A 26,568-nucleotide genomic window follows, 5' to 3' on the forward strand; every position below is an offset into this window, starting at 1 on the left:
TAACAGTAATGTGTAGTCGTATAATGTTGTAAATAAGTTGTTTATAGGTTTGAATAGGTGAATGTATATTTTTATATAGAAATTCCAATAATGTGTATGTAAATAATGGTAAATATTGAATTTTAGGAAAAAATATTTTTTTATTTATATACAATGAGATGAATTATGATGTGTTAACATGGCGAATATCTTAAATAGAGACAAATACTTAATATTATTCTACTGTAATTTTTTAAACAAAATCAGACCTTTACGATGCTTGACTGGGTGTTAATGTGTTAAAAATACTTATGTGATTATCTTATAATTTGAATTTCTGTTCATCGACAAAATGAAAATAATTGTTGGATTATATAAACTAATGTTTCTTAACAATTGTAAAATGTATTCTGTTTTTCGATTTTTAACAATTAGTTAATAAATTTAACAAATATTTTTTGTTGTAAAATAGTATAACTAATTTTTGATCTCTAACAGTACTAATTCATGCGAAATAGTTCTAAATACTAGTAAATGAATTATTTATTACATTAGATTGTTATATTTTAAGTGTATAATTTACTGTTAATGTAAGTAAATGTGATGTTATATTACATATATAGTTTGGTTTAATTAATATGTGAGGGCAATATGCTGTATTTGTTAGCTATATTTATGACTTATTTATTCTAAACCAAAAAGCATATTAAATGAAATCAATTCTACAAGGAATAGTTCTATTCCTGTGGCTGCCTATGTTGGCCATAGCAGAACCCAATTCGTCAGGAGATGACGTAAAACCCAATCTCGATTTAACCCTTTCTCTTGTTTCCGATGTTAGTTGTTATGGTGAGTCCGATGGTTCGGCGACCATAGTTATAGCCGGATTGTCCTCATTGTTTAAGTATTCTTATGAGGTGAAAAATAGCGCTGGAGACGTAGTTCAATCAGGTACAGAAGGACTGTTGGACAATTTGTTGGAAGACTTATTAGATCTTAATACTGGTTTGACGGTGCGCGTTGAAAATTTGGCTGCGGACGATTATACCTTTATTTGGAAATCTCGTCCGTTAATCATTGGTCCAACTACGACCAAAACACAGACTTTTACAATTGACGAGCCCGATGAATTAAAAATTGCTGGTCTCAATATTATTGACCTGTCCTGTATCAATCCAACAGGGTCTATTGAGGTATTGACTACTGGAGGTCTTGGAGGTATTGACTTAAGTTTTTTAAATTTAGGAGAAATTCTCAATATCGGTGGTGAGGGAAATACCATTACCGATTTAACAGAAGGCGTATATGATATTCTCGTTAAGGATATCAATGGTTGTACTGCGGATACCACAGTAGAAGTAGAATACTTGATTGAGTTTCCGGAAGTAGAAATTATTGGAGACGTTAATCTTGGATGTCACGATTTGTTAGATCTTTCTGTTACCTCATCAGATGGGGTAAATTTATCCCTCGATACTCCTGATGGCAATATTGTAGGAGACTTGGTTGGAAACAGCTTTTCCGTAAACACTCCTGGTGTGTATGTAGTATCGGCATTGGACATATTGAATGGATGTGTATCGAAGGATACTGTAAATGTAGTGGCCGATATTGATATTCCATTGTTGGATGCGGGAACTGATCGTATCTTAGGTTGTTTAGACGATCTCGAATTGACAGCCATTACTGATGCCACTTCTATTGTTTGGGAAAACTTAAGTGGTAATGTGTTGAGCAATAATAATGTATTGGAAGTAGAAGCTCCTGGTACATATGTAGCTGTAGCATTGAATTATTTAACAGGTTGTGAGTCTAGAGATACTGTAATTGTGACTCCTGGAGATGAAGATGACAATGCTTTGCTAGACTTTCAATTAGGAGCAACCTATAATTTGGGTTGTTTAAATGTTTTGGATTTGGTAGTAATTAATCCATCAGAATTGGCTATTACTTGGGGAACCATCGGTGGTCAAATTCTTGGAACTGAGGGAGAAGATATTTTGCGTATTTCTGAGCCAGGTCTATATATTGCTTCAGCTGTTGATTTGGTTACCGGATGTTTGGTTTCAGATACTATTAAGGTGATAGCAGAGGTTGACATTCAACCTATTTCTATAGATGAAGATGAAACCTATTTGCCCTGCGAAGGTAGTTTGGTAATCGAAACCAATTATGATAATATTGATGCTAATGTAGAGTTGTTGTGGAAAACCATTGAGGGAGATGTAGGAATCGATTCTGATGGTACGACAGCTGAGGTAACTGCTGCTGGTGTATATGCAGTAGTGGCAACTAATATAATTACGGGATGTAAAACATCTGATACTATTACAGTGGTAGATCCAGTGTCTTTGGAAGCTACGGCTACCATAGTTCAGCCAAGCTGTTCAGGAGACAGCAATGGTTCTATTTCTTTGGCAGTAACTGGTGGTGTAGCCCCTTATTCTTATGATTGGTCCAATGGTGCGAGTACTAAAAATGTAAGCAATTTAGCTCCTGGAACCTATTCAGTAGAAATAGAAGATAGTAACGGATGTGGAAAAACATTCACTTATACAATAGTAGCGCCAGAAGAAATTGAGGTAGATGCTACTGTTTCACAGCCAAGCTGCTCTGCTGAAAACGATGGTGCAATTTCATTGACTGTATCGGGTGGAAATTCACCTTATACTTACAAATGGTCAAATGGTTCAACTTCTAAGAATGTTAGTAATTTAGCTCCAGGAAGTTATACTGTTGAAATAAAAGATAATAATGATTGTATTTCGACAGCTACATATACAATAGTACAACCAGATGCTATTGCTGTTTCTCTTACTTCATCTCAAGATGTGGTATGTGCCAGTGAAAACAGTGGTTCATTGAATGTGTCTGTATCGGGTGGAAATTCACCATATACCTATAAATGGTCAAACGGTGCAACAACTCAAGATATAGCCAACCTAACTGCGGGTAGTTATAGTTTGACGGTCACTGATGCCAATGGTTGCTCGGCTACAGCTTCTTACGATGTAGACGAAGTAGATCCGATTACGGCAACCACTTCTATTGATTCTATTGGATTCAATAACTCTAAACTTTCAGTAAGTGTTTCTGGAGGAACTGCCCCTTATCAATATTTATGGAGTACAGGAAAAACAACTTCTACCATTGAAGTTGGTCCTGGAAGTTATACACTAACCATCACCGATGCCAACCAATGTTCTGATGTAGTTAATTTTGTCGTTGATCCACATATGGTAGAAGAACCAGATTCATGTGATTTGGCTTTAGAAATTGAGACTACTGTAGAAACCGATACTAGTTTAGGAACTGCCAAAGTAATTATTACGGGAGGAACTTCTCCATATGTTTATTCTTGGAGTACAGGTGACGATAGTGAATCGATTGATAGTCTTGTGGCTGGAACTTATACAGTTACTGTAACGGATTCATCCATGTGTGCAGTGACTATGGACTTTGAAATAGAGAAAGTTACAGATACTATATATCTCAATTGTCAAAGTGATATTATTGTAGATAGTTGTAATCAAATCGTGGAATACAGTGAGCCAAGTATTGAATCGACAATGAATTACACTATTTCACAGATCAGTGGATTGTGTAGTGGAAGTATATTCCCGATTGGGGTAAATGAAATTACTTATTTAATCCTATTTGAAGATGGCAGTTATAAATTCTGCAATTTTAATGTAATTGTGTCTCCTGAGGAATTGGATTTCACTCTTCAACATCCAACTCAAATGGATTCAAAAGATGGATCAGCTACTTTACATTTGCCAGATTCTACTCTTGAATATTACTTGGAATGGAGTGATTCATTACGTCAGTTAGGACCTCAAATGGTTAATGTAGGAGCAGGTGAATATACGGTTAAGGGTATGGATGAAAATGGCTGTATCATCAATGAAACCATTGAATTGGAAGATGTTAAACCATTGGAATTGATGCGAGCCATGGTATTGAATACTGTAGATACTTTGAGCAATGGAATGATCGAAGTCACTGTTGTAGGGGGTACTTATCCTCATAGTTATTCATGGACGGGTCCAGAAGGATTTACTTCTACTCAAGAAGATTTATATAACGTAGCTCCTGGATCTTATATGTTGGAGGTGGTTGATGCCAATGGTATGTTTGGATCGTTTGGACCTTTTGTAGTAGAATCTGAAGTTTTAGCCTCTGCGGAGAGTACGAACTTAGGTAGATTTAAGACCAATGTCTTAGATCAAACCAAAGTTTTCCCTAATCCATCTCAGGGTGATTTAGAATTGCAATTGGATTTCGATATTGTAAAAGATCTAGAAATCAATGTTGTAAATGCATTGGGAGAAACAATAAAGATTTCCAAATACGACAATGTTAAAAATTCAACCATTAATTTGGATCTAAATAGTTTGGTGCCAGGTCAGTATTTCTTAATACTAAAGTCTGGTGGTCAAATCGCTAATAGAAAGATTACCTTGTATTAATTGACAAGTTATAATTTGCTTTGGATAGAGGTTCTCGATAATGATTCGGGAACCTCTTTTTTTATTTATATTATTATTGTTTTCTATATTGCTGTATATTTAAAATATTCGATATGCAGGATGTAAATAGAGATCTATCAAACCATCATGAATTGCTCACCGACATGTTTCCACAATTGTCTAGTGAAGAGATATGGGCAAATTATAGATTGTCCGAGGATGATGTTTCTTTTTTTAATGAAAATGGTTATCTGTCTCATATAAAATTACTGGAGGAGGACCAAGTAATGATTTTGAGAAATGAGTTGGAGGAAATAGCCGGTGGTCAACATCCCAATCACGATTTGTTTCACGAATACCATTCCAATGAATCCGGTGATCCCAATGCGGTTTTGTTTCATTCATTAGGTCATTGGCGGATTACTCCGGGTTTTCACGATGTATTATGGAATCCGAGGTTTGTGGTGGCGGCCTCTCAACTATTGGGTGATAGAGCGGTGAGATTTTGGCATGATCAATTGTTTTGCAAGCCAGCTCAACACGGTGGGGTGGTCGCATGGCATCAAGATTATAGTTATTGGACTCGAACCTCGCCTATGCAACATTTAACATGTTGGGTGGGTCTAGATGATGTCGATAAGTCTAATGGTTGTGTATATTATATACCAGGAAGTCATCGATGGCCTTTACTCGATAAGATTACACTAGCCGGTGATATGGATAGTTTGCAACAACATCTCAGTCCAGATCAACAACAACAATACGATAAAAAAGTAGCGATAGAATTGCCCATGGGGTATGGAACTTTCCATCATCCATTAATGGTTCACGGATCATATGAAAACAGATCCAATCGATCGAGAAGGGCTTTTGTGCTCAATGTTTTTGCCGATGGTACTCAGTCTAGCACCGATGGAGAACTATTGCAAGGTGTGCCGATAATAGAGAAAGGACGACGACTAGAAGGTCAATTTTTTCCTTTATTGTACACTCCTAGTCATCATCTAATAGATTCTTAATATCCCTTAATCCATTTGTTATATAGACTTGGTTACAATTCAGCGGACTGCGTCCATATATTTATATCTCCGTCTTTGGCATAGCGATCAATTTCTTTCAGTTCGTCTTGAGTAAAAGTCAAATTACTCAATGCTGCCACGCAGTCTTCTACCTGAGATACTTTACTGGCACCAATAAGGGCTGATGTTACTTTTTCACTGCGCAATACCCATGCTATGGCCATTTGAGCCAAAGATTGTCCTCTACTTTCCGCTATGCGGTTGAGTTGGCGTATATTTTCAATATTTTCTTCACTGAGAAATTGCGGCCTTAACGACTTGTTTTGATTGGCACGGCTATCCTCGGGAATACCTCCTAAATATTTTTGTGTCAACATACCTTGAGCAAGAGGTGAAAATACAATGCTTCCGATTCTCAAATCATCTAAGGTATCTAACAAATTATCTTTTTCAACCCAACGATTGAGCATGGAATAACTAGGCTGGTGGATGATAAAAGGAGTGCCTAGTCTTTTTAATATTTTATAGGCTTCGCGTGTTCTCTGTGTATTGTAGGAAGATATACCGACGTAGAGAGCTCGACCCGATCGCACAATATGATCTAGAGCTTCCATGGTCTCCTCTAAAGGAGTATTGGGGTCGAAGCGATGTGAATAGAAAATGTCTACGTAGTCTAATCCCAGTCTTTTTAGACTTTGATCGCAACTTGAGATAAGGTATTTTCGACTGCCCCATTCTCCATATGGACCAGGCCACATATTGTACCCCGCTTTGGATGAGATGATCATCTCATCTCTATAGCCCCTAAAATCTTCTTTTAAAATGCGACCAAACGCCAACTCTGCACTTCCTGGAGGGGGCCCGTAATTGTTGGCTAAATCAAAATGAGTAATTCCTAAATCAAAAGCTTTTCTACAAATGGCTTGTTTATTGGAATGAGGATGGTCATCGCCAAAATTATGCCACATGCCCAATGATATGGCGGGAAGATGAAGTCCACTCTGTCCACATCTTCGGTAAATCATTTTGTCGTATCGATGGTCCAAGGGTTGATAGTCCATAAATTTTTCTATTTTAGTTGTCCAATTTACAATTATTGAATTTTTCTTTATATCAAAAGAATGGTTTGTTTAACTTAAAAACATCTTTAATGAAATATTTTATTCTGTTTTTGGTCTCTTGTTCGACTTTCATTTTAGAGGCAACTCCGTATGAAAAACGTAATTTATTACAAAAACAAGTATCGAAGGAAGAATTATTTCAATTTATTCAGAAGCCAGAAGATTGGATCCCCTATCCTCAATACAATGATCGCGGGGCATGGGATGAATTTTTAGCCGGAGCTAAGGAGTCTCTTATTCAAGCTGGAGAGTCCTATTTGGATTATCAGTGGCAGGTGGTTAAGCTCAGTGATTATCTTGAGTTTGAAAAGAGTGGGTCGCGAGATATTATGCAAAAACCATTTGGAGATAATAATTCGGCGATGTCTGCATTGGTATTGGCTGAGTTGGCCGAAGGAAAAGGACGGTTTATGGATCAGATCTTAAATGGAACATGGCTGGCTTGCGAGATGACGACCTGGGTATTATCTGCTCATTTGCGTTCGCATCAGACCAATAAGCGTTCCATCCCCGATCCATATGAATACACCATTGATTTAACTGCTGGTGATTTGGGTTCATTCTATTCATGGGTGTATTATTTTTTTAAAGACGAGATGGATAAGGTGCATCCTTTGGTCGCACAGAGGTTGAGACAGAATTTAGAGGATAGAATCTTGCGTCCATATATGGAAAGAGATGACTTTTGGTGGCAAGCTGTTGATCTAGAGCCTGGAGGCAAGGTCAATAATTGGAATCCATGGTGTAATTTTAATGTGCTGACCACCTTTTTATTGCTAGAATCAGATAAAAATAAGCTGGTGGACGCCGTTTACAAATCTATGGTCTCAGTCGATCAATTTATCAACTACAATCATGTCGATGGGGCCTGCGAGGAAGGGCCTTCCTATTGGGGCCATGCCGCTGGAAAAATGTTTGATTACTTAGATCTTCTTTCTATGGCTACTGAGGGAAAGGTGGATATCTTTGATCAGCCAATTATTAGAAATCTCGGTGAATATATTGCCAAATCATATGTAGGTGATGGTTGGGTGGTCAATTTTGCCGATGCTACCGCTCGATCCAAAGGAAAGCCTTTTGTGATTTTTCGATATGGCAAAGCAGTGGAAAGTACTGAAATGAAGGCTTATGCAGCTTATTTATATGAAAGCCAGAAGGGCGATAAAAAGTGGAGTTTTGGAAGGGATTTTTTTAGGGCTATGGAGGCCTTTCGAAATTTGGAGGAAATAGAATCTATTAATCCTTCCCTGCCCCATTATCAGAATGCATGGTATGCAGAAACAGAGTTTTGTTATATGAAAAACAATAGTGGATTCTTTTTTGCAGGAAAAGGAGGATATAATGCCGAAAGCCATAACCACAACGATATGGGTAGCTTTTCTTTGTACTATAATCAAACTCCCGTCTTAATTGATGTGGGAGTAGGTACTTATACACGGCAGACCTTTAGTAGTGAGCGATATTCGATATGGACCATGCAAAGTGAATATCACAATCTTCCTTTAATTAATGGCCAAGGACAAATGCCTGGGCATAAGTATCGATCGAAAAACGTAGTATTTGATGATCAAAATCAAATTTTTCAATTGGATCTCGCTCGTGCCTATGGTGATGAGGCCAAAGTGAAAGAATGGACAAGACAGTATAAGTTATTGAGTAATGGTCTTCAAGTGAAGGAGGAGTATTCTCTAGCGGAAGTTGATCAACCTTCTGAGTTGCATTTTATGACTTGGGGAAAACCTACATTAATAAAACCGGGGCAAGTGAAATTAGTGGCTGGGGACGAAACTTTGATTTTGGAGTATGATCCAGTAGAGTTGTCCTTCGAATCTGAGACTATAGAAGTTACAGATAATCGCCTGCGCAGTGTGTGGAGGGAAAGGGTGTATAGAATAGTCCTCTCACTTACTTCAAATGCAAAACAAGGGAATTTAACTTATCTTATTAAGACTATGTAGTTAAAATAGATTTAAGAGAATTTTGTGGAGGTCTTGGTTGACAGAGTTGATAATAGTTCTTAGTTGGCTATTGTAGCTATATCTATGGGTGTGAATAGCTGTAGTTTTTTATATGATTAATGTTGGTATTATTTGTCTGTTAGACTATGTCTTCGCTTTATGGATGGAGTAATTAAATGCTCTGTTTGATTACTGGAATTTCTTTTTTATTAACGGTGATTTTTTTCGTCTTTTTTAATGTTAAATCAGGATAAATCGATTTTGAATTGATCGATTTTATACGCAATCGTTTACAATAGTTATCTATTTCTCTATTGAAACTTTCCTTCCTGCAGTTTTTTCTACACTAAAACCATTGGTGATGGAATTTTTCATTTTGGTTTAAATCCTATGAATTGGTTCAAAAAGTAATTCTTTTTTGAATAGTTAGAAAGTGAATTCCGTTGGAGTATGAATGTTAAAACACGTTAATTGTCAATAGTTGTTTTTGTTTCCATTATGTTAAAATTAACAAATTATTACATTTTTAGTAAGTGAATGCATGAAATGTACCACAAATTGCACGATATGTACATGAAAAATAATTCCTTCTTAATATACCTTTATCGAGAAAATAAATAGTGTCAAAAATTGCCTAAAAGCTATTATAATAATTTGTAAATGCAATAAAATAAAATAAAGTTGGCAGCGTTTTTGGCGTCTTTTATGTTTTCTATATGTAAATTTAATGTTGTGAGGCATTTTTACCTATAACAAAAGGTTAAAACGGTGAATTGCTGTAGTCCTTAAAATTGTTAAGGAAATTAATATGAATTCAGTAGTGGAAAATATTTGGTAATTTTTAATTAGGATTTTATGAAGTGGAAATTTATTTACTCTTGTTTTTTTGTAGTTGTCAGTGCGCTGACTCTGCAAGCACAAAGCAACCTCAAATTAACTGGAACAGTTATCGATAGTGAGGAAGAACCTCTGATTGGGGTAAACATAATCGTTAAAGGAACTTTGAATGGAAGTTCAACCGATTTCAATGGCAATTTTGAACTTGAAGATGTTCCATCCGATGGTGTATTGGTCGTTTCTTATGTGGGTTATGAAACCACAGAGGTGGCGGTGGACAATAGAACTAATGTGTCCATCACTTTAGGACAAAACCTGCAAGCATTGGAAGAAATCGTAGTAGTGGGATATGGAACTCAGAAAAAGGTGAATCTTACTGGTGCAGTATCTTCGGTTTCGAGTGAAGCATTGGCCAATCGTCCTATACCCAGTGTGGGGCAAGGTCTACAGGGCTTAATTCCAAACCTTAATATTTCAATTAGGAATGGTGATCCGACTCGAAGTGCGGATTTTAATATTAGAGGATATGAATCCATAAATGGTGGATCTCCTCTTATATTAGTTGATGGTGTGCCGATGGATATTGAGCGGATCAATCCCAATGACATTGCCAGTGTCAATGTGTTGAAAGATGCATCAGCAGCAGCAGTGTATGGAGCAAGAGCAGCTTTTGGAGTTATTTTAATTGAAACTAAAAAAGGTAAATCTGGTAAAGTAAACATTCAATTGTCTACTGAATTGTCAGCGGCTAAGCCAATATATCATATCGATCCAGTGACCGACCCTTATACCTTCGTATTGGCTAGAAATGCGGCATCGATTAGAACCAATGGTTCTCCATCTTATAGTGATGAGTTTGTGGCAGATGTAAAGGCTTTTTCTGATGGAACTGGACCAGAGTGGGGTGTGCGTGATGGGGTATTACAGTTTTATGGGTATAACAACTATCAAGATCAGGTAATTACAGATTATGCTCCACAACAAAAATATGACTTAAGTGTATCCGGAGGTTCAGAAAATGCGACCTATTATGTGTCATTGGGAGCATTAAACAAAGATGGGTATTTAAAGAACAAAGAAAAGAATGAAAATTTTCAACGCTATAATGTCTTAATGAAAGCCGATTTTAAGGTAAATAATTGGTTGAGTTTGGATGAAAAAATAGTTTTTAATTCACAGATAAGTGATAAACCTCACTTTTACAATTGGGATGTAAATATTAATACTGTGGCTCGGGTTTCACCCATTACAGCTATTACTTTTCCCGATTTAGATTATTACCTCACTCCGGGTGATCATGATGAATACGCTCAGTATATTGGAAAACATTTTTCCACGGTAAACTTTTTGCCTTATTTGGAGCAAGGTGGTCGTGAAACTTTTACTAAAAACGATACTTGGTTGTCTCAAGGAGTTACCTTAACACCTCTTGCAGGATTGAAAATTCGAGGAGAGTTTTCCTATAATATTTATAATCGAACCTATCAGGATGTGGCCAGTAAGGTGGAGGTCATAGAAAATTCAGATTTGGAGTCGGGCATTATTGTAGGTAATGGATTTAGTGGTAATGATTGGATTAATAACATCAATGATTACAACACCTATTACGTGTTAAATACTTTTGCTGAATATACATTGGATCCTGGTAATGACCATTACCTCAGAGGTATGGTGGGATTCAATCAGGAGTATGGTAGTAATTCATTTACCAGATCACAAGCCAATTCATTGATTACTCCACTGATTACTGATTTGAATGCAACCACTGGTAATCAGCAGACATTTGGAGGTAAATCACATGTGGCTCTTCGCGGAGCTTTTTATAGACTCAACTATATTTACAAAGACAAATATCTATTTGAAGCCAATGGTCGATATGATGGAACTTCAAGATTTTCAAAAGACAGTCGATTTGGTTTCTTCCCTTCATTTTCTGCGGGATGGCGGATATCGGAAGAAGGTTTTATGGATGGTACAAGATCGGTATTGGATAATCTGAAGATCAGAGCTTCTTATGGAGAATTAGGAAATCAGCTTTTGGGATCTAATTACTATCCCTATATCTCTACTTTGGGCATTGGAACTTCACCTTATTTAATGACAGGAGGATCGAGATTGCCTTATGTTTCGCCTGCGGGTTTGGTTAGTCCTTCATTGACATGGGAAACCGTAATTTCAAAAAACATTGGATTGGATGTGAGTATACTCAATCAGAAGTTGGATTTTACTTTTGATCTATATACAAGAGAAACTGTAGATATGTTGACCGATGTTGAATACCCGGATATTTTGGGAACAGATGCCCCTAAAGCCAATGCAGCCGATCTTAAAACCAAAGGTTGGGAGACCTCAGTTACATGGCGCGATCGAATTAACAATGATTGGAGTTACCGAATAACGGCTTCACTTTCCGATTGGAAATCTGAAATTACCAAATACGACAATCCGACGGGTGCATTGTCTGAGTTTTATGTTGGGTATCAGATTGGTGAGATATGGGGGTATGAAACCGTTGGTATTTTTCAATCTGCTGAAGATGTGGCTGCTGCACCTAATCAAGATCGATTGGGGAGTAACTGGAGAGAAGGAGATGTGCAGTATGCTGATTTAGATGGTGATGGAGAGATTAGCCCAGGTAACAATACCCTAGAAAATTCTGGGGATCGAAGAATCATTGGTAACTCTACACCGAGGTATAGTTTCGGTTTAAATTTCGATGTGAAATACAAAAACTGGGCATTGACTACCTTCTTTCAAGGGGTGGGTAAAAGAGATTACTGGCCATCTGATAACAACTGGACACCGTTTTTCCCTTTCAATGCTGGTCATGTTGAAAATTACTTTATCACAGATACATGGACGGTTGATAATAGAGATGCTTATTTCCCAGCTGCTCACTTGTCTACCAATACCAAGCAAAATCTCGAAACACAAACTCGATATCTTCAGGATGCCAGTTATATTCGATTGAAAAACTTGACGCTTAGTTATGATTTCAATGCAGATATGTTGAATAAAGTAGGAATAGGAGGAGTAAGACTTTATTTGTCTGGGATGAATTTATGGGAAGCTTCAAAAATTAGAAAACCATTGGATCCAGAAAATTTACATCAAAATGTATTGTCGGGAGAGAACTTTAATGGTGCTGTTGAATATCCTATTCAGAGAATATTTTCTGTTGGGGCCAATGTAAACTTTTAGTAAATATTAAATCAAGAAGAATGAAATATAAAAATATAATATACGCATTGTCAATGGTGGCTTTGATGTTGACCATGGGTTGCAATGATGATTTTCTGGAACGCTATCCATTGGATGAAATCAGTAATGAAACTTTCTGGAATACTGAAAATGATCTTAAGGTATATAACAATGGCTTATATGATTTGACAAGGAATGACGACAATGTTCCGATATTAATGGGCCATGACGGTGGATTTAATAGCCATAAATATGGCATCTGGTATACCGATGAATTTACGGACAACATTGCGCCACGACATTCACGACACAACAGATATCAGCAGGTGAGAGCAGGTAAACACCTCGTGCCTTCGAGTACGGAATGGTATGGGTATAAAGGATGGAATTTTGTGCGAGCTATTAATATAGGGTTGGACAATTACGACAATGCAGACATCGAGGATGCTGTGCGCAATAAATACGTTGGAGAAGCTCGTCTTTTTAGAGGTTGGTTTTATGCCGATAAAGTCTCTAAGTTTGGTGATGCACCCTGGGTAGATCATGAATTAAACGTTGATTCCGATGAGTTGTACGGGGCTCGAACACCAAGAGAGGAAGTTATGGCCAATGTTTTGGCGGATTTAACTTTTGCTGCTGAAAATTTGCCTTCAGACTGGGGCGATGGAGCCGGTCCAGGTCGATTAAATCGTTGGGCAGCATTATTGGTCAAATCTAGAGTATGTTTATTTGAGGGTACATGGAGAAAGTATCACGGTGGTAGTAATCCAGATATGTGGTTGCAAGAAGCTGCGGCGGCGGCCAAGGAAATAATGGACGATGGTCCTTATTCTCTTTATTCCACTGGTGATCCATTGAATGATTACAACGCCATTCATCAAATGACGGCCGACCTTACCGGTGTTTCTGAGGTGATGTATTGGAGAAGATACGAATTGGGAATTAATACCAATCACGTGCAGTCCTATCACAGAGGTTACAATGGAGGTGCTACTAAAAGTATGGTGGAAGATTATTTATGTGCCGATGGATTGCCTATAACGTTGTCTGATCAATATCAAGGAGATGAGGTTTTTGAAAATATTTTTGAGAATCGAGATCCGAGACTGCGTCAAACCATATTGCATCCCGATGATGTATTAAAATATGGATATGGTAATTTTGATACTAGACCTTATCCTCGATTGAGAGGTATGGAAGGTGGACAGACCATAGAGACTGGTTATCACATTATCAAAGTCTTTGATCCGGTTACTAGTTATGCAACCTACAATACCTCTAACACCCCTGCCATTACTTTGAGATTTGGAGAAGCGTTACTTAATTATGCAGAAGCCATGGCAGAGTTGGGTACTATTACTCAATCTGATTTAGATGCCAGTATCAATTTGTTGAGAGATCGTGTCGGTATGCCTCATATGGATTTAAACAATGTACCTGTCGATCCTAGATATGTAGACGATGGAGTTTCACCGCTTATTGTAGAAATTAGACGTGAACGCAGAGTGGAGTTGTTTATGGAAGGATTTAGATACGATGATTTGCGCAGATGGAAGCAAGGCAAAAAGCTATTGACCAAAGATTACGGGGTTCGCTATGATGATGCTGCTCAAGCTCGTTATGAAAAATCCAATGTAGCCTCCTCATTGGTCGATGGTATTCCCTATGTAGATGTATACAAGGGATCTGATTATGAAACTCCAGAATTCGATGAAAATAAGCATTATTTATGGCCAATTCCTTTGAGTGCTCTGTCTCAAAATCCGAATATTGGTCAAAATCCAGGTTGGTAAAATAAAATTTTTTATAATTTAATTGTATATGATCCCGACGTAAGTTATCTTGACGTCGGGATCATTTTTTATTTAAAAAACTAATATAACATGAGATTTAATTTTGTATGTCAATACTTGGCGGTAGTATTGATCTTGACATTGTCGTCGGCCATAACTTTAAGTGCTTCGAATAGCACATATTTTCCTTCAGATTCATCGGTACTTGACAATCCAATGAGTCCAGAATATTTAAAAAAGAATCTTCGGAAAGATGGACCAAAGTTGTTCTTTACTCCAGAAATAGAAGAAAATTTAAAGGCAAAAATTAAGTCAGATCCCATTGTTAAAAATGTATACAAAGCCATTCAATTGAATGCTGCGCAAATTGTTGAAAAACCATTGTTGAAAAGAGAAAAAATAGGTCGTAGACTATTGAGTGTATCTCGAGAAATGTTGTATCGGATGAATATTCTAGGTATGGTTTATCGGATGGAAAAAGAGGAAGAAATTCTCGAGAGAATCAATGAAGAAGTTATAGCGGTATGTGAATTTTCGGATTGGAATCCTTCTCATTATTTAGATGTTGCGGAGATGGCTCTAGCTGTAGCTATAGCTTTGGATTGGACAGATGGTGCTCTGCCTTCTAAGACGGTTTCTTTGGCTAAACAAACCCTAATTGATAAAGGGATAATGCCATCGTATAAAGGTAAGGCCGGTTGGGCAAAGGGTAATAACAATTGGAATCAAGTTTGTAATGGCGGGATGATTGCCGCATCGTTAATGATTGCTGATGTCGATGTGGAACTTGCCTCTAAAACCATATCAAGAGCACTGGATGGCATGCCCAACGCTTTGGAAGAATATGGTCCTGATGGCGTATATCCTGAGGGGGCAACATATTGGGTCTATGGAACATCATTTTCTGTGATGACAGCGTCCATGTTAGAATCTGCATTGGGAACTGATTTCGGATTGGGTACTTTTCCTGGATTTAGAGAAAGTGCATTGTTTAAGGTACTTTCTGAAGCACCGAGTGGTCGCTACTACAATTTTGCCGATTGTGGGGAATTCCCCTATAAGGTCGGTGATATGGTCTTGGCTTGGTTTGCAGCGAAAACAGGGAACAGTATGTACCTTCAAAAAGAGAAATTTTTGATTCCAGCTGAGGATATGGGTAAACTTCCTCGATATGCCGGTGGTGGTTTGATCTGGTTGTCGCAGTATGAAGCCAATAAAGACAAAGTCCAATTACCAACTTCGTGGAAAGGGGATGGAGCCAATCCCATTGTGTTTTTTAGAGATGATGCCTATCAGTATTATTTCGGAGGTAAAGGAGGTCGCGGTACAGTAAATCACGGAAATATGGATGGTGGTTCTTTTGTCTTTGAGCTCGATGGTGTTCGTTGGATCGTTGATTTAGGTAATCAGGGTTATCACGATTTAGAGAAAACGGGTTTTAAATTATGGGATAGATGTCAAGACTGTGAAAGATGGACACTGTTGACCAAAAACAATTTTGGACATAGTACCCTCTCTGTGAATGATGAATTACACGTAGTTAATGGGATGGCTAGTTTTATTGATTTTCAAGAAGGAAATCAGCCTTCAGCTACTCTAGATATGAGTCCTACTTTTAAAAATCAATTGGCAAAGGCTCACAGAACCTTTGTGAAAGATGGTCCAAGATCACTGCTGATCGAAGATGAAATTGAAGTATTGTCGACTACTAAAAAAGTAGTCTTTCAATTGATGACAACGGCAGATATTGAATGGACGGATTATGGTCTTACCTTGCATCAGGATGGCAAATCTCTTCATATTGAAAATGTGAGCCACCCATCGATTAAGGCCAATGTGGTACAACTCGATCCTCCTCCATTAAAGCTCGATCGTCATATGGCCAACTTAAAGCGAATAGAGTTTGAATATCCAGCATGGTTTTTTGAAAATAGCAAAGGCAAAATAAAAGTTAGGTTAAGTGGAATGTGATATGCTGGCAATGATTAAATCATTTAGATGAATTAATTCACAATATAATTGCATATGATGCCGACGAAAGTTATCTTGACGTCGGCATTATTTTTTATTTAGAAAACCAGAATTACATGATATTTAATTTTAACTGGACCGGTATTTCAGTGATGTTTATTTTGAATTTGTCGCTTATTTCTATGTTGACTGCTTCGAATAGTGAATTTGTCTCATCAGATTCCTTGATTCTAGAAAATCCAATGAGTCCAGAATATTTAAAAAAGAATTTGCGAAAAGATGGACCAAAATTGTTCTTCACGCCGGAAATAGAAGAAGATTTAAAGGCAAAAATTAAATCAGATCCCATTGTTAAAAATGTATATGAAGCTATTAAATTAAATGCGGCATCAGTTGTAAAAAAGCCCTTGTTGAAAAGGGAAAAAATTGGACTTCGACTATTAAGCGTGTCTCGAGAAATGTTGTATCGAATGAATATTTTGTCCATGGTGTACAGGATGGAAAAGGATGAAGAAATTCTTGAGAGAATCAATGAAGAAGTCATCGCTGTTTGTGAGTTTTCGGATTGGAACCCTTCGCATTATCTAGATGTGGCCGAGATGGCTCTAGCTGTAGCTATTGCTTTGGATTGGACAGATGGAGCTCTGCCTAAAAAGACGGTGGCTTTGGCCAAACAAACCTTAATTGATAAAGGGATATTGCCATCCTATCAAAAGAAGGGCTTTTGGGTTGAAGGTAATAATAATTGGAATCAGGTGTGTCATGGAGGCTTGATTGCAGCATCGTTGGTGATTGCTGATATTGATGTAGATCTTGCATCAAAAACCATATCAAGAGCACTGGATGGCATGCCTAATGCACTGAAAGAATATGGTCCAGATGGAGTGTATCCAGAAGGTGCAACTTATTGGATGTATGGAACTTCGTTTTCAGTCATGACAGCTTCTATTTTAGAGTCCGCTTTAGGGACAGATTTTGGATTGGGTACTTTTCCTGGATTTAGAGAAAGTGCATTGTTTAAAGTACTTTCTGAAGCACAGAGTGGTCGCTACTATAATTTTGCTGATTGCGGGGAATTCCCCTCAAGGGTTGGTGATATGGTCTTGGCATGGTTTGCTGCCAAAACGGGTAATAGTATGTATTTACAAAAAGAGAAATTTTTATTACCAGCCAAGGAAATGGGCAAATTACCTCGATATGCCGGTGGTGGTTTGATCTGGTTGTCGCAGTACACAGCCAATAAAGAGAAAGTTCAATTGCCCAATTCATGGCAAGGGGATGGGGCCAACCCCGTTGTGTTTTTTAGAGATGATATCTATCAGTATTATTTCGGAGGTAAAGGGGGGCGCGGTACAGTAAATCACGGAAATATGGATGCTGGGTCTTTCGTTTTTGAACTCGATGGTATTCGTTGGATCGTCGATTTAGGGAATCAGCGCTATCACGATTTAGAGAAAACTGGTTTCAATTTATGGAATTCATGTCAGGATTGTGAAAGATGGACATTGTTGACCAAAAACAACTTTGGACATAGTACCCTTTCTGTGAATGATGAATTACATGTAGTTGAAGGGATGGCTAATTTTATTGAATTTCATCAAGGAGATAATCCATCAGCCACTCTGGATATGAGTCCTACTTTTAAAAATCAATTGGTAAAAGCCCATAGAAGGTTTGTGAAAGATGGTCCAAGATCACTGCTGATAGAAGATGAAATTGAAGTACTGCCAACTACTAAAAAGGTCGTCTTCCAATTGATGACAACGGCTGATATTGAATGGACGGATTATGGCCTTACCTTGCATCAAGAGGGTAAAGTCCTTCATATTGAAAATGTGACCAACCCATCGATTAAGGCCAATGTGGTACAACTCGATCCTCCTCCATTGAAACTCGATCGTCATATGGCCAACCTAAAGCGAATAGAGTTTGAATATCCCGCATGGGTTTTTGAAAATGGAAAAGGAAAAATACAAATTAGGCTATCTGGAATTTAAGTCTAGTTATTTCAACTTTTTGTTAATCTATACTATTTTTTATGTTTAAAATTTTACTGTTTTTATTTACTTGTTTGACCTTTACATCGGCAAGTGATACCAAATCTGATATTGAAATCGTACGAGAAAGAATCATTGACGAGGCTATGAAGTCCTCTGTTGATGACAATGAAGTTAAGAATATTTTAGAGGATCAAACCCTGAGTGGAAACTGGGATTACATCAATTATATTGATACTACTAATACTGGTTTTGAGCATAGAGTACACCTGTCTAATATTATCAAAATGGCGTTGGCTTATAAGACAAAGAGCTCTCAATGGTATGGCAATCAAAAAGTGTATTCAGGTATTTGCAAGGCCTTAAAATATTGGAATGACCGCGATTTTATTTGTCAAAATTGGTGGTGGAATCAGATAGGAACACCTACTTCGCTGATGCGCGCATTATTGGTGATGGATGCAGACCTTCCGAAAAGCCTAACGGAGAAATCGATAGAGATTATCGGTCGTGCCCATATGGATGCTTCTGGAGCAAGACCGAGTGGAGATCGAATAAAAATAGGCGGGATATTGGCTAAAAAACTTTTGTATTTATACGATGAAAAGGAATTTTTAAGGGTCATAAATATCATTGAAGGGGAGATTAAATTTTCGACAGGGCGGAGAGGATTACAGCATGATTTTAGTTTTCATCATCGACAAGATCGGGTGAATAATACCCTGTCTTATGGAGCTGGTTATGCTAGCGCTTTTGCCGAATGGGCAGCTTATGTTTCTGGTACTTCATTTGCTTTTGGAGAAGAACCAATTCAAATATTAACAGATTATTATTTAGATGGAATTTGTAAGATGATGCCTTATGGACTATATCCGGATTTGGGGGCTAAGAATAGGAGTATTTCTAGACTAGGATCTCTTAAAAAGGTAAGTAATCAAACAGCGCTTTATTTGTTAAAGGTATCAGATTATCGATCGACAGAATTGCAAGAAATTATTAATGCTTCTTCAGGGCTACAAAATAAAGTGGCAGAATACAATAAATTTTTCTGGCAAACAGAATATATGTCCCACCAGAGATCAAATTTTTTTGCATCGGTTCGAATGTATTCTAGTAGGAACTATAATATGGAATATCCCTACAACAGTGAAGGGTTGAAAAATCATTTCCTTGGGGATGGATCGAGTTTTTTGTCGCGAACAGGTCAAGATTATGTAGATTTATTTCCGGTTTGGGACTGGCATAAGATCCCGGGAACTACCGTTGTTCAAAAACCAAATTTTCGACCGGAAAACCAAATTCAAGAAATCGGAGTTAAAGATTTTGTTGGAGGAGTGAGCAATGGTCAATACGGAGCAGCGGTGATGGATTATTGGAAATCTCAGGATTCGCTTAAGGCCAAAAAATCATGGTTTTTCTTTGATAATGAATATGTTTGTTTAGGTTCAGACATCGGTTCAAAATCAAGATTTCCGGTAGCGACCACCATCAATCAAAATGCTTGGAAGACCGATGTAGTGATCAATGAAAACGGCAGTCAAAAAATCCTAGAAGAAGGACGTTTTCAGAGTAAAAATCCTCAGTATGTATGGCAGGATAGCAATGCATACTTTTTTCCAAGTTCGCAATCTTTGGTTGTACACAATAGGATAGCCAGTGGTTCTTGGTACGATATCAGTAAACAGGCCAATAGTCCCAAAACAGAAATTAAAAAACCATTAACTACCCTATGGTTAGATCACGGTCATAGACGATCAAAGTCGAAGTATGCATACATTGTTCGACCGGGTATTTCACTTGAGGATGCTGATAAACTGGGTGATTATGAAGTCTTATCTGTTTTAGAAAATTCAAATATGGTTCAGGCAGTTTATCATAAAGATTTAGAGATTTTTATGGCCGTATTTTATAGTGGAGCTGAAATGGATATAGGAAATGGAGTGAAGTTGGAAATGGATGGTCCAGGTCTAGTGATGATAAAATTTGATAATAACGAGGTAACTGAAATAACCTTATCAGATCCATCGAGAAAGAACCGAAAAATGCATTTAAGTATTTCCCAACCATTGACTTGCAACAATGCCAATGTGGATTCTACCTTTGACGATGAGAGTGGACTGTCAACTTTATCTGTCACTATGCCCAAGGCCGAATTCAGTGGGCAAAGTGTAATTGTATCAATGAATTAAGAAAAGGAGTATATGGTATTTCTGGATAAATTAAATGCCCAAAATGGGCGATGGATTACTTTGTTTTTTGTGGGCATATTTTTGGTCGGATGTTTTCGACAATCTACATCTCCCGTTACTGAGGTAAATGGAGAGCCTTATAATGTGATTCTAGTAGATTCTGTTTGGGCAGGTCACCCTGTGGGTTTTTGCCTATATACTTTTGGAGAGGATCAATATGTTACTTATTATAATGCTCAGCGAAATTTGGTGTTGGGCAAACGCAATCTCACAGATAGTGTTTTTCAATTGTTTGTATTTCCACCTACGGATAGAAAAACTCATTTTGGAACGAGTACGGTCTTGGAATGGGATAGCCACAATTCAACTACTTTGGCTGTAGATAGAAAGGGATACATTCATTTGGCCGCCAATATGCATAATCATCCCATTACCTATTTTCGAAGTCAAAGACCAGGAGATATTACTTCAATGAAACAGTATTATTCCATGGTGGGAAGCAATGAGAAAAGAGTGACTTATCCACATTTTAATAAAACTATGACTGGTGAATTGATTTTTCACTACAGAACTGGTGGAAGTGGAAATGGAGACGAAATCTACAATAAATACGATGAAGACAAGCAGACTTGGAATCGATTGTTGGATACTTCTCTTACCGATGGTCAAGGGTTGGCAAATGCTTACCAGACTTCCCCTATTATTGGTCCTGATGGATATTACCATATATATTGGGTGTGGCGGGATAGTCCAGATTGTTCTACTAACCATGACTTATCCTATATCAAGAGTCCTGATTTGATTCATTGGTATACGGTGGGAGGTGAGGCCATTGAACTACCAGTAACCATGAATCATAAAAATGTAATCGTAGATCCGATTCCGGTAAAGGGAGGAATCATCAATCTCGCGGCCAAATTGAATTGGGACAAGAACCATCGACCAATGATGGTCTATCACAAATATGATGAGAAAGGCGATTTGCAATTTTATGGTGCGAAATGGATGGGGGATCAATGGAAAATAAAACAGATTACCAATTGGGATTATAGATGGGAATTTAAAGGAAATGGTAGCATATCCAATGAAGTTATCTTGAAGTCCTTTCTTACGGTAAAGAATGGATTTGAGATTAATTATTACCATATTAAATACGGAAATGGTCGATTGACGGTCAATGACGATTTTGAGTTGATTGAAGAGGAAAGAAATTTGCCCAATAAGGTTGAAATTTATTCCCTAGAAAGCGATTTTCCCGGTATGGAAATCCGATCTAGAAAGGACGAAGGACAGAGTCCTAATAATGGAATAAAATATCAACTGAAATGGGAGACTTTGCCAGCCAATAGAGATCGAAAAATACCAAAACCCTGGCCTAATCCAAGTAATTTATATGTTTTTGAATTAAATACTAAGGTAGATGAGTAAATATATTATTATCCTTTTATTGTTCGTGAATGGAATATGGGGCATGGGCCAACATCCATTCCTTTTGGTTCAAGACTCTGACCGTCAGGGTGTTTTGGAAAAAATTGAAAAATTTGGATGGGCTGATAGTATTTATTCTAAAATGAAAACCCATGTAGACGTATACGTTGATCGACATGTTACTGATTCTGCATGGATATTAGATCGATATTTGATGAATTGGCAGGAGGGAAGACGATATACCCAAGCAAGGACGGATAAAGATGGTACGGCCATTGTGTCTTATGGAGGGGATGCACCTATTCCCACCGTTCGATATTCTCCTCACAAAAGGGTACCAGTCAGTGAAGATGGATATCGGTATGTCTTGCCTTCGATAGAGGAAATACCTCCTAGATATACTCGTTTTACCATGGCCTTGCGCCATCCGCAAACAGGGCAAAGAGACACCGTTGATTTGCAATCTTACGTAGGTGCATTGCAGGGGAAAATCAATGATTTGGCTAGAGATGCTGCTATTATATATTGGTTGACCAAGGATGAAAAATATGCGAAGTTTGCTGCAGATATATTATATCAATGGGGCAGGGGAGCTTCTTTTCAAGACCCAATTTCTGGACCTTGTAGAGTAGGGTTTTTAAATACTCAGACCTTGGGAGAGGGGACTTGGGTGGATTTAATCATTGCCTATGATTTTGTTAAATCCTATATGTCGAAAAATGGATATAAACTGTCCTATTTTCAAGAAGTGTTTGAGAAAATAAGTTCGACATTGGCCTATCGCGGTTATGTCAACAACAATTGGTTTGGAGCCGAAAGTTACCCCATGGTAATGGCGGCCTTGTGCTTAGAGGATGATGAGAAAAAAGAAGAATATCTGTCTTACTTTTTATCCAGAGATACCATATCTCGGGGTTGCGGACAATTGTCGGTACCTTCTATGACAGAGAAGTGGTTAACTCATGACGGTATGTGGAAGGAACCTGGTGGCTACCACAACTATCCTATTTCTAATCTATTGTTGGCGAGTTTTGTTTTGGAAAGGAATGGCTATAATATTATGGAAAAGAATCCGGCCATGTTAGATGCGTCCTACGTGTTGTTTAAGTATGCCTTCCCCAATCAGAAGGTTTCAAGCTTTGGAGATTCGAGGAGGGTGTTTCAAAATCCTATGACCTTAGAGTTGGGTATAATATTAGGGCAAAAATATTTGCCTAATAAATTACACCTTATGTTGTCATCCTTGAAGCAGTTAATGGATGCCGGTCTATATAAGAGAAGTAAATCTGATTTCTTGGCTTTGTTATGTTATTTGCCAGAATTGGAAACTAGAAATAAGCAAGCGGTAGGCTGGCCACGAAGTGGACATTTGGATTTTGCGGGAATGTATCTTCAACGCAATGGAGGTGATGCTCAAAATGGATTGATGTATGTGGTACAAGGGGCGACTTATAATCACAATCACAATAATGGCATGGCTATGGAAATCTATGGTCAAGGCAGGGTAATGGGTATTGATCCAGGGCCGGGTGCGAGTTATGACCATCCACTTCATGTTGGCTATTATGCTCAATGGGCTGCTCATAATACCGTTGTGGGCGGTGGTAGATCTAGTTCCAAGCCATTTAATGGTAGTGCGGGCACTAAATATATAGGGAAAGTTGAGCTGATGGCTATGGAACCTAAACCGGACTCTTCAGCTATCTCTGAATTCTATTCCTTTACTGATAATCGATATTTTGATCCTTCTACAGGAACTAATCAGTTGAGAACCATGGGTATTGTTAGAGTCAATGATAGTACTGGGTTTTATGTAGATATATTTCGTTCGGATCACCCCAAACGCAATGATTATGTATATCACAATATTGGAGATGGACTTGAATTATTGGATGAAGAAAGAAATCCTCTTTCTGTTCAGAGTAAAAATTATCCTATTAACGGTGAAGATCGACCAGGATTTAGGTATTTCAAAGAAGTTAGCCAAGTAGTAGATTATGCTGGCCCTGTGGTTGCCAATTTTTCCATGGGTGATAGCATTTTTATGCAGGCCATATTTCCTATTTCTAATGATCGGAATTATTTCAAGGGATTTTTCCCTAGATCCAATACGGTAGAATTTCCATATAATAGGCAACCAACACCAGGGCTGTCGATTTACAACCTTGGAGAAGCGTGGTCAAAGCCCTTTGTAACTATTTTTGAATCATATAAGGGCAAAGAAAATTATTCGGTTAATCAAGTAGATGTTGTCAATGAAGCCTCTATGGTCAATCACGCCGTATTGTCGATCGAGGGTGAGAATGATGAGAAATTTATAGTTTTTCAAGGAAATGATGTGAGTAGTAAGTATGCAGATGACAAGTATATATTTAAGGGGCATTATGCGGTATTGAGGTACGATAATGACAGATTAAATCATATGTATCTCGGCCATGGCAAGGAATTGGTTTGTGAGGAATTTGGTTTCTCTAGTGAAAGTTCCGACAATGCTATGACCTTGGAGATAGGACAAGATTTTTTGATAAAATCAAAAAAACATGGAGTGCTTACCCTATATAACAAAGAATTTGAATCAGTGGAACTCGATGGAGGTAATCAGAAGGTTGTTCTAGTTTCTAGAATAAAAAATGGTAATACCATCGTGGAAATCCCCAATGGAGCAAATGGTCGGTTAATATGCAGGGAGAGGAAGTGAGAAGACAACTAATTTTCCTAAAAGTCGTTGTATTTTCGTAAATTATTATATTGTAAAAAATGATATATGAGCTCAAAAGAAAATAAAGATTTAGTGTTGGAAAGAAGTGAAATAGAAGCGGAGTATAAATGGAAATTGTCGGATCTATATCGAACGGAGGAAGATTGGACAGAAGCTAAGTTAAAGGCCAAAGAAGCGGTGGCTGCAGCAGATCAATTTAGAGGTAAAGTGATGGCGAGTGCCGATGATTTGTTGAAAGTTCTCACCTATATGGATGATTTGACCAAAGATTTGACGAGGTTGAGCTGTTTTGCTTCTATGTCTTCAGATGAAGACACAAGAATAGCTAAATATCAAGATATGAAGCAGGAAATCGGTCAATTGTATACCGATTATAGTGCCAAAATATCCTATATAGAACCAGAATTGTTGGCAGCAGAACCGTCTACAATAGATTCGTATTTAAATGAAAATAAGGATTTACAGCCGTTTGATTTCTACCTTCAAGATTTATTGAGGATAAAGAAGCATAGAAATTCAGAAGAAGTTGAAAAGGTAATTGCGCAAGCTGGTTTAATGGCGGGAAATGCATCATCCATATACAGTATTTTTTTCAACGCTGATTTTCCTTTTCCAACGGTCACGCTATCAAATGGGGAAGAAGTAGAACTTAATTTTCCAAATTTTTCAAGGCATAGAGGATCGAAGAACAGAGAGGATAGATCTTCAGTGTTTAATAGTTTTTTTAATAAAATTGGTTCCTTTGAGCGTACTTTTGGCGTTCAATTATATGGGCATTTAAAGAAAGATGTGTTTTATTCTAAAGCAAGAAACTATGACTCCACCCTAGAATCAGCTTTGGATCGCAATAACATACCAACAGCGGTTTACCACAATCTCATTGAGAATGTAAATCATCATCTCGATACTTTTCATCGATATCTGGGATTGAGGAAAAAGATGATGGGACTAGATAGCTTGCATTATTATGATTTATATGCACCATTGGTTTCCGAAGTGGATTTAAGTTTTGAATTGTCCCAAGGCAAACAGGATATTTTGGCCTCATTGAAGCCATTGGGTGAGGATTACCAATCCGTCGTAGAGCGAGCTTTTAATGAAGGTTGGATTGATATGTATCCCAATAAAGGCAAGCGTTCGGGGGCCTATTCCAATGGTGCTGCATATGATGTCCATCCATTTATTTTGATGAATTTTAATGGGAAATACGACGATGTAAGTACATTAACCCATGAATTGGGACATACCATGCATAGTTATTTATCGAATAAACAGCAACCACATGCGAAGGCCAATTATTCCATATTTGTAGCGGAAGTAGCTTCTACGTTAAACGAAGAATTGCTCAATGAACATTTATTAAATCAAATAGAGGATGAACAAGTGCGGCTGTCTATCCTAGGCAATTATCTAGAAGGGGCAAAAGGTACATTGTTTAGACAAACTCAGTTTGCAGAATTTGAATGGTTAATACATAAGGAGGTAGAATCAGGGGAGTCATTGACTGGAGAAAAATTTAGTAAATTGTATCAAGATCTCACGAAGAAATACTACGGTCACGACAGTGGAATATGTATAGTAGATGATTTTGTAAAATACGAATGGGCATATATTCCGCATTTTTACTACAATTATTATGTTTATCAATATGCTACTTCATTTACGGCTTCTCAGGCTTTAGTGGAGCAATTGTTAAAAGGTTCGCAGAAAGATAGAGATCGATATTTAAACTTTTTATCTTCCGGAGGTTCGGCCTATCCTATAGATTTATTGAGAATGGCTGGGGTAGATATGGAGAGTGTACATCCCTTTGAATTGACTATTCAGAAAATGAATCGGGTAATGGATGAAATAGAGAAGATACTAGAATAACAGAATAAAAGA

General features: G+C 37.6%; 12 protein-coding genes. 11 read left to right on the top strand and 1 reads right to left on the bottom strand.

The features are described from left to right. The first annotated feature begins 689 nt into the window (after positions 1–689). Positions 690–4,451 (top strand): T9SS type A sorting domain-containing protein, encoded by a 3,762-nt coding sequence (locus LVD51_RS10265; protein WP_236971142.1) that lies wholly within the window; start codon positions 690–692, stop codon positions 4,449–4,451. A 113-nt stretch (positions 4,452–4,564) separates the two neighbouring features. Further along, positions 4,565–5,470 (top strand): phytanoyl-CoA dioxygenase family protein, encoded by a 906-nt coding sequence (locus LVD51_RS10270; protein WP_236971143.1) that lies wholly within the window; start codon positions 4,565–4,567, stop codon positions 5,468–5,470. Positions 5,471–5,502: 32 nt separating this feature from the next. On the opposite strand, the gene mgrA is transcribed toward LVD51_RS10270, so the two are convergent. Next, on the bottom strand, positions 5,503–6,531 hold the full coding sequence (gene mgrA / locus LVD51_RS10275) for an L-glyceraldehyde 3-phosphate reductase (protein WP_236971144.1): 1,029 nt from the start codon (positions 6,529–6,531) through the stop codon (positions 5,503–5,505). 89 nt (positions 6,532–6,620) lie between these two features. Between mgrA and LVD51_RS10280 the strand changes: the two genes are divergently transcribed. The 9 genes from LVD51_RS10280 (at position 6,621) to pepF (ending at position 26,556) form a co-directional block, all read left to right on the top strand. Then, the gene (locus LVD51_RS10280; RefSeq protein ID WP_236971145.1) at positions 6,621–8,549 is read left to right on the top strand and encodes a heparinase II/III domain-containing protein; all 1,929 of its coding nucleotides are present in this window, start codon (positions 6,621–6,623) and stop codon (positions 8,547–8,549) included. An 855-nt stretch (positions 8,550–9,404) separates the two neighbouring features. Beyond that, positions 9,405–12,587 carry a SusC/RagA family TonB-linked outer membrane protein gene (locus tag LVD51_RS10285; protein ID WP_236971146.1) on the top strand — a complete coding sequence of 1,061 codons (3,183 nt, stop codon included), beginning with the start codon at positions 9,405–9,407 and terminating at the stop codon, positions 12,585–12,587. Positions 12,588–12,607: 20 nt separating this feature from the next. Then, positions 12,608–14,380, top strand: a complete 1,773-nt coding sequence (locus tag LVD51_RS10290) for a RagB/SusD family nutrient uptake outer membrane protein (protein WP_236971147.1) — start codon at positions 12,608–12,610, stop codon at positions 14,378–14,380. A 90-nt stretch (positions 14,381–14,470) separates the two neighbouring features. Next, positions 14,471–16,351 (top strand): heparinase II/III domain-containing protein, encoded by a 1,881-nt coding sequence (locus LVD51_RS10295; protein WP_236971148.1) that lies wholly within the window; start codon positions 14,471–14,473, stop codon positions 16,349–16,351. Between the two features lie 116 nt (positions 16,352–16,467). Further along, complete coding sequence (locus tag LVD51_RS10300; protein WP_236971149.1) at positions 16,468–18,348, top strand: heparinase II/III domain-containing protein; 1,881 nt, start codon at positions 16,468–16,470, stop codon at positions 18,346–18,348. 41 nt (positions 18,349–18,389) lie between these two features. Beyond that, positions 18,390–20,537 (top strand): polysaccharide lyase family 8 super-sandwich domain-containing protein, encoded by a 2,148-nt coding sequence (locus LVD51_RS10305; RefSeq protein ID WP_236971150.1) that lies wholly within the window; start codon positions 18,390–18,392, stop codon positions 20,535–20,537. A gap of 12 nt (positions 20,538–20,549) precedes the next feature. After that, the gene (locus LVD51_RS10310) at positions 20,550–21,965 is read left to right on the top strand and encodes a BNR repeat-containing protein (protein ID WP_236971151.1); all 1,416 of its coding nucleotides are present in this window, start codon (positions 20,550–20,552) and stop codon (positions 21,963–21,965) included. Further along, positions 21,958–24,663 (top strand): heparinase II/III family protein, encoded by a 2,706-nt coding sequence (locus LVD51_RS10315; protein ID WP_236971152.1) that lies wholly within the window; start codon positions 21,958–21,960, stop codon positions 24,661–24,663. Before LVD51_RS10310 ends, LVD51_RS10315 begins: the two co-directional genes overlap by 8 nt. A 66-nt stretch (positions 24,664–24,729) precedes the next feature. Then, the gene (gene pepF, locus LVD51_RS10320; RefSeq protein WP_236971153.1) at positions 24,730–26,556 is read left to right on the top strand and encodes an oligoendopeptidase F; all 1,827 of its coding nucleotides are present in this window, start codon (positions 24,730–24,732) and stop codon (positions 26,554–26,556) included. Positions 26,557–26,568 lie beyond the last annotated feature (12 nt).

It is taken from the genome of Membranihabitans marinus (assembly GCF_021729155.1).
In the GTDB taxonomy this organism is placed as follows: domain Bacteria; phylum Bacteroidota; class Bacteroidia; order Chitinophagales; family Saprospiraceae; genus Membranihabitans; species Membranihabitans marinus.

What these genes read in the sequence shown, in the direction of transcription:
- LVD51_RS10265 (WP_236971142.1), top strand. Translation starts at nt 690, where the DNA reads ATGAAATCAATTCTACAAGGAATAGTTCTATTCCTGTGGCTGCCTATG.
- LVD51_RS10270 (WP_236971143.1), top strand. Translation starts at nt 4,565, where the DNA reads ATGCAGGATGTAAATAGAGATCTATCAAACCATCATGAATTGCTCACC.
- mgrA (WP_236971144.1), bottom strand. Translation starts at nt 6,531, where the DNA reads ATGGACTATCAACCCTTGGACCATCGATACGACAAAATGATTTACCGA.
- LVD51_RS10280 (WP_236971145.1), top strand. Translation starts at nt 6,621, where the DNA reads ATGAAATATTTTATTCTGTTTTTGGTCTCTTGTTCGACTTTCATTTTA.
- LVD51_RS10285 (WP_236971146.1), top strand. Translation starts at nt 9,405, where the DNA reads ATGAAGTGGAAATTTATTTACTCTTGTTTTTTTGTAGTTGTCAGTGCG.
- LVD51_RS10290 (WP_236971147.1), top strand. Translation starts at nt 12,608, where the DNA reads ATGAAATATAAAAATATAATATACGCATTGTCAATGGTGGCTTTGATG.
- LVD51_RS10295 (WP_236971148.1), top strand. Translation starts at nt 14,471, where the DNA reads ATGAGATTTAATTTTGTATGTCAATACTTGGCGGTAGTATTGATCTTG.
- LVD51_RS10300 (WP_236971149.1), top strand. Translation starts at nt 16,468, where the DNA reads ATGATATTTAATTTTAACTGGACCGGTATTTCAGTGATGTTTATTTTG.
- LVD51_RS10305 (WP_236971150.1), top strand. Translation starts at nt 18,390, where the DNA reads ATGTTTAAAATTTTACTGTTTTTATTTACTTGTTTGACCTTTACATCG.
- LVD51_RS10310 (WP_236971151.1), top strand. Translation starts at nt 20,550, where the DNA reads ATGGTATTTCTGGATAAATTAAATGCCCAAAATGGGCGATGGATTACT.
- LVD51_RS10315 (WP_236971152.1), top strand. Translation starts at nt 21,958, where the DNA reads ATGAGTAAATATATTATTATCCTTTTATTGTTCGTGAATGGAATATGG.
- pepF (WP_236971153.1), top strand. Translation starts at nt 24,730, where the DNA reads ATGAGCTCAAAAGAAAATAAAGATTTAGTGTTGGAAAGAAGTGAAATA.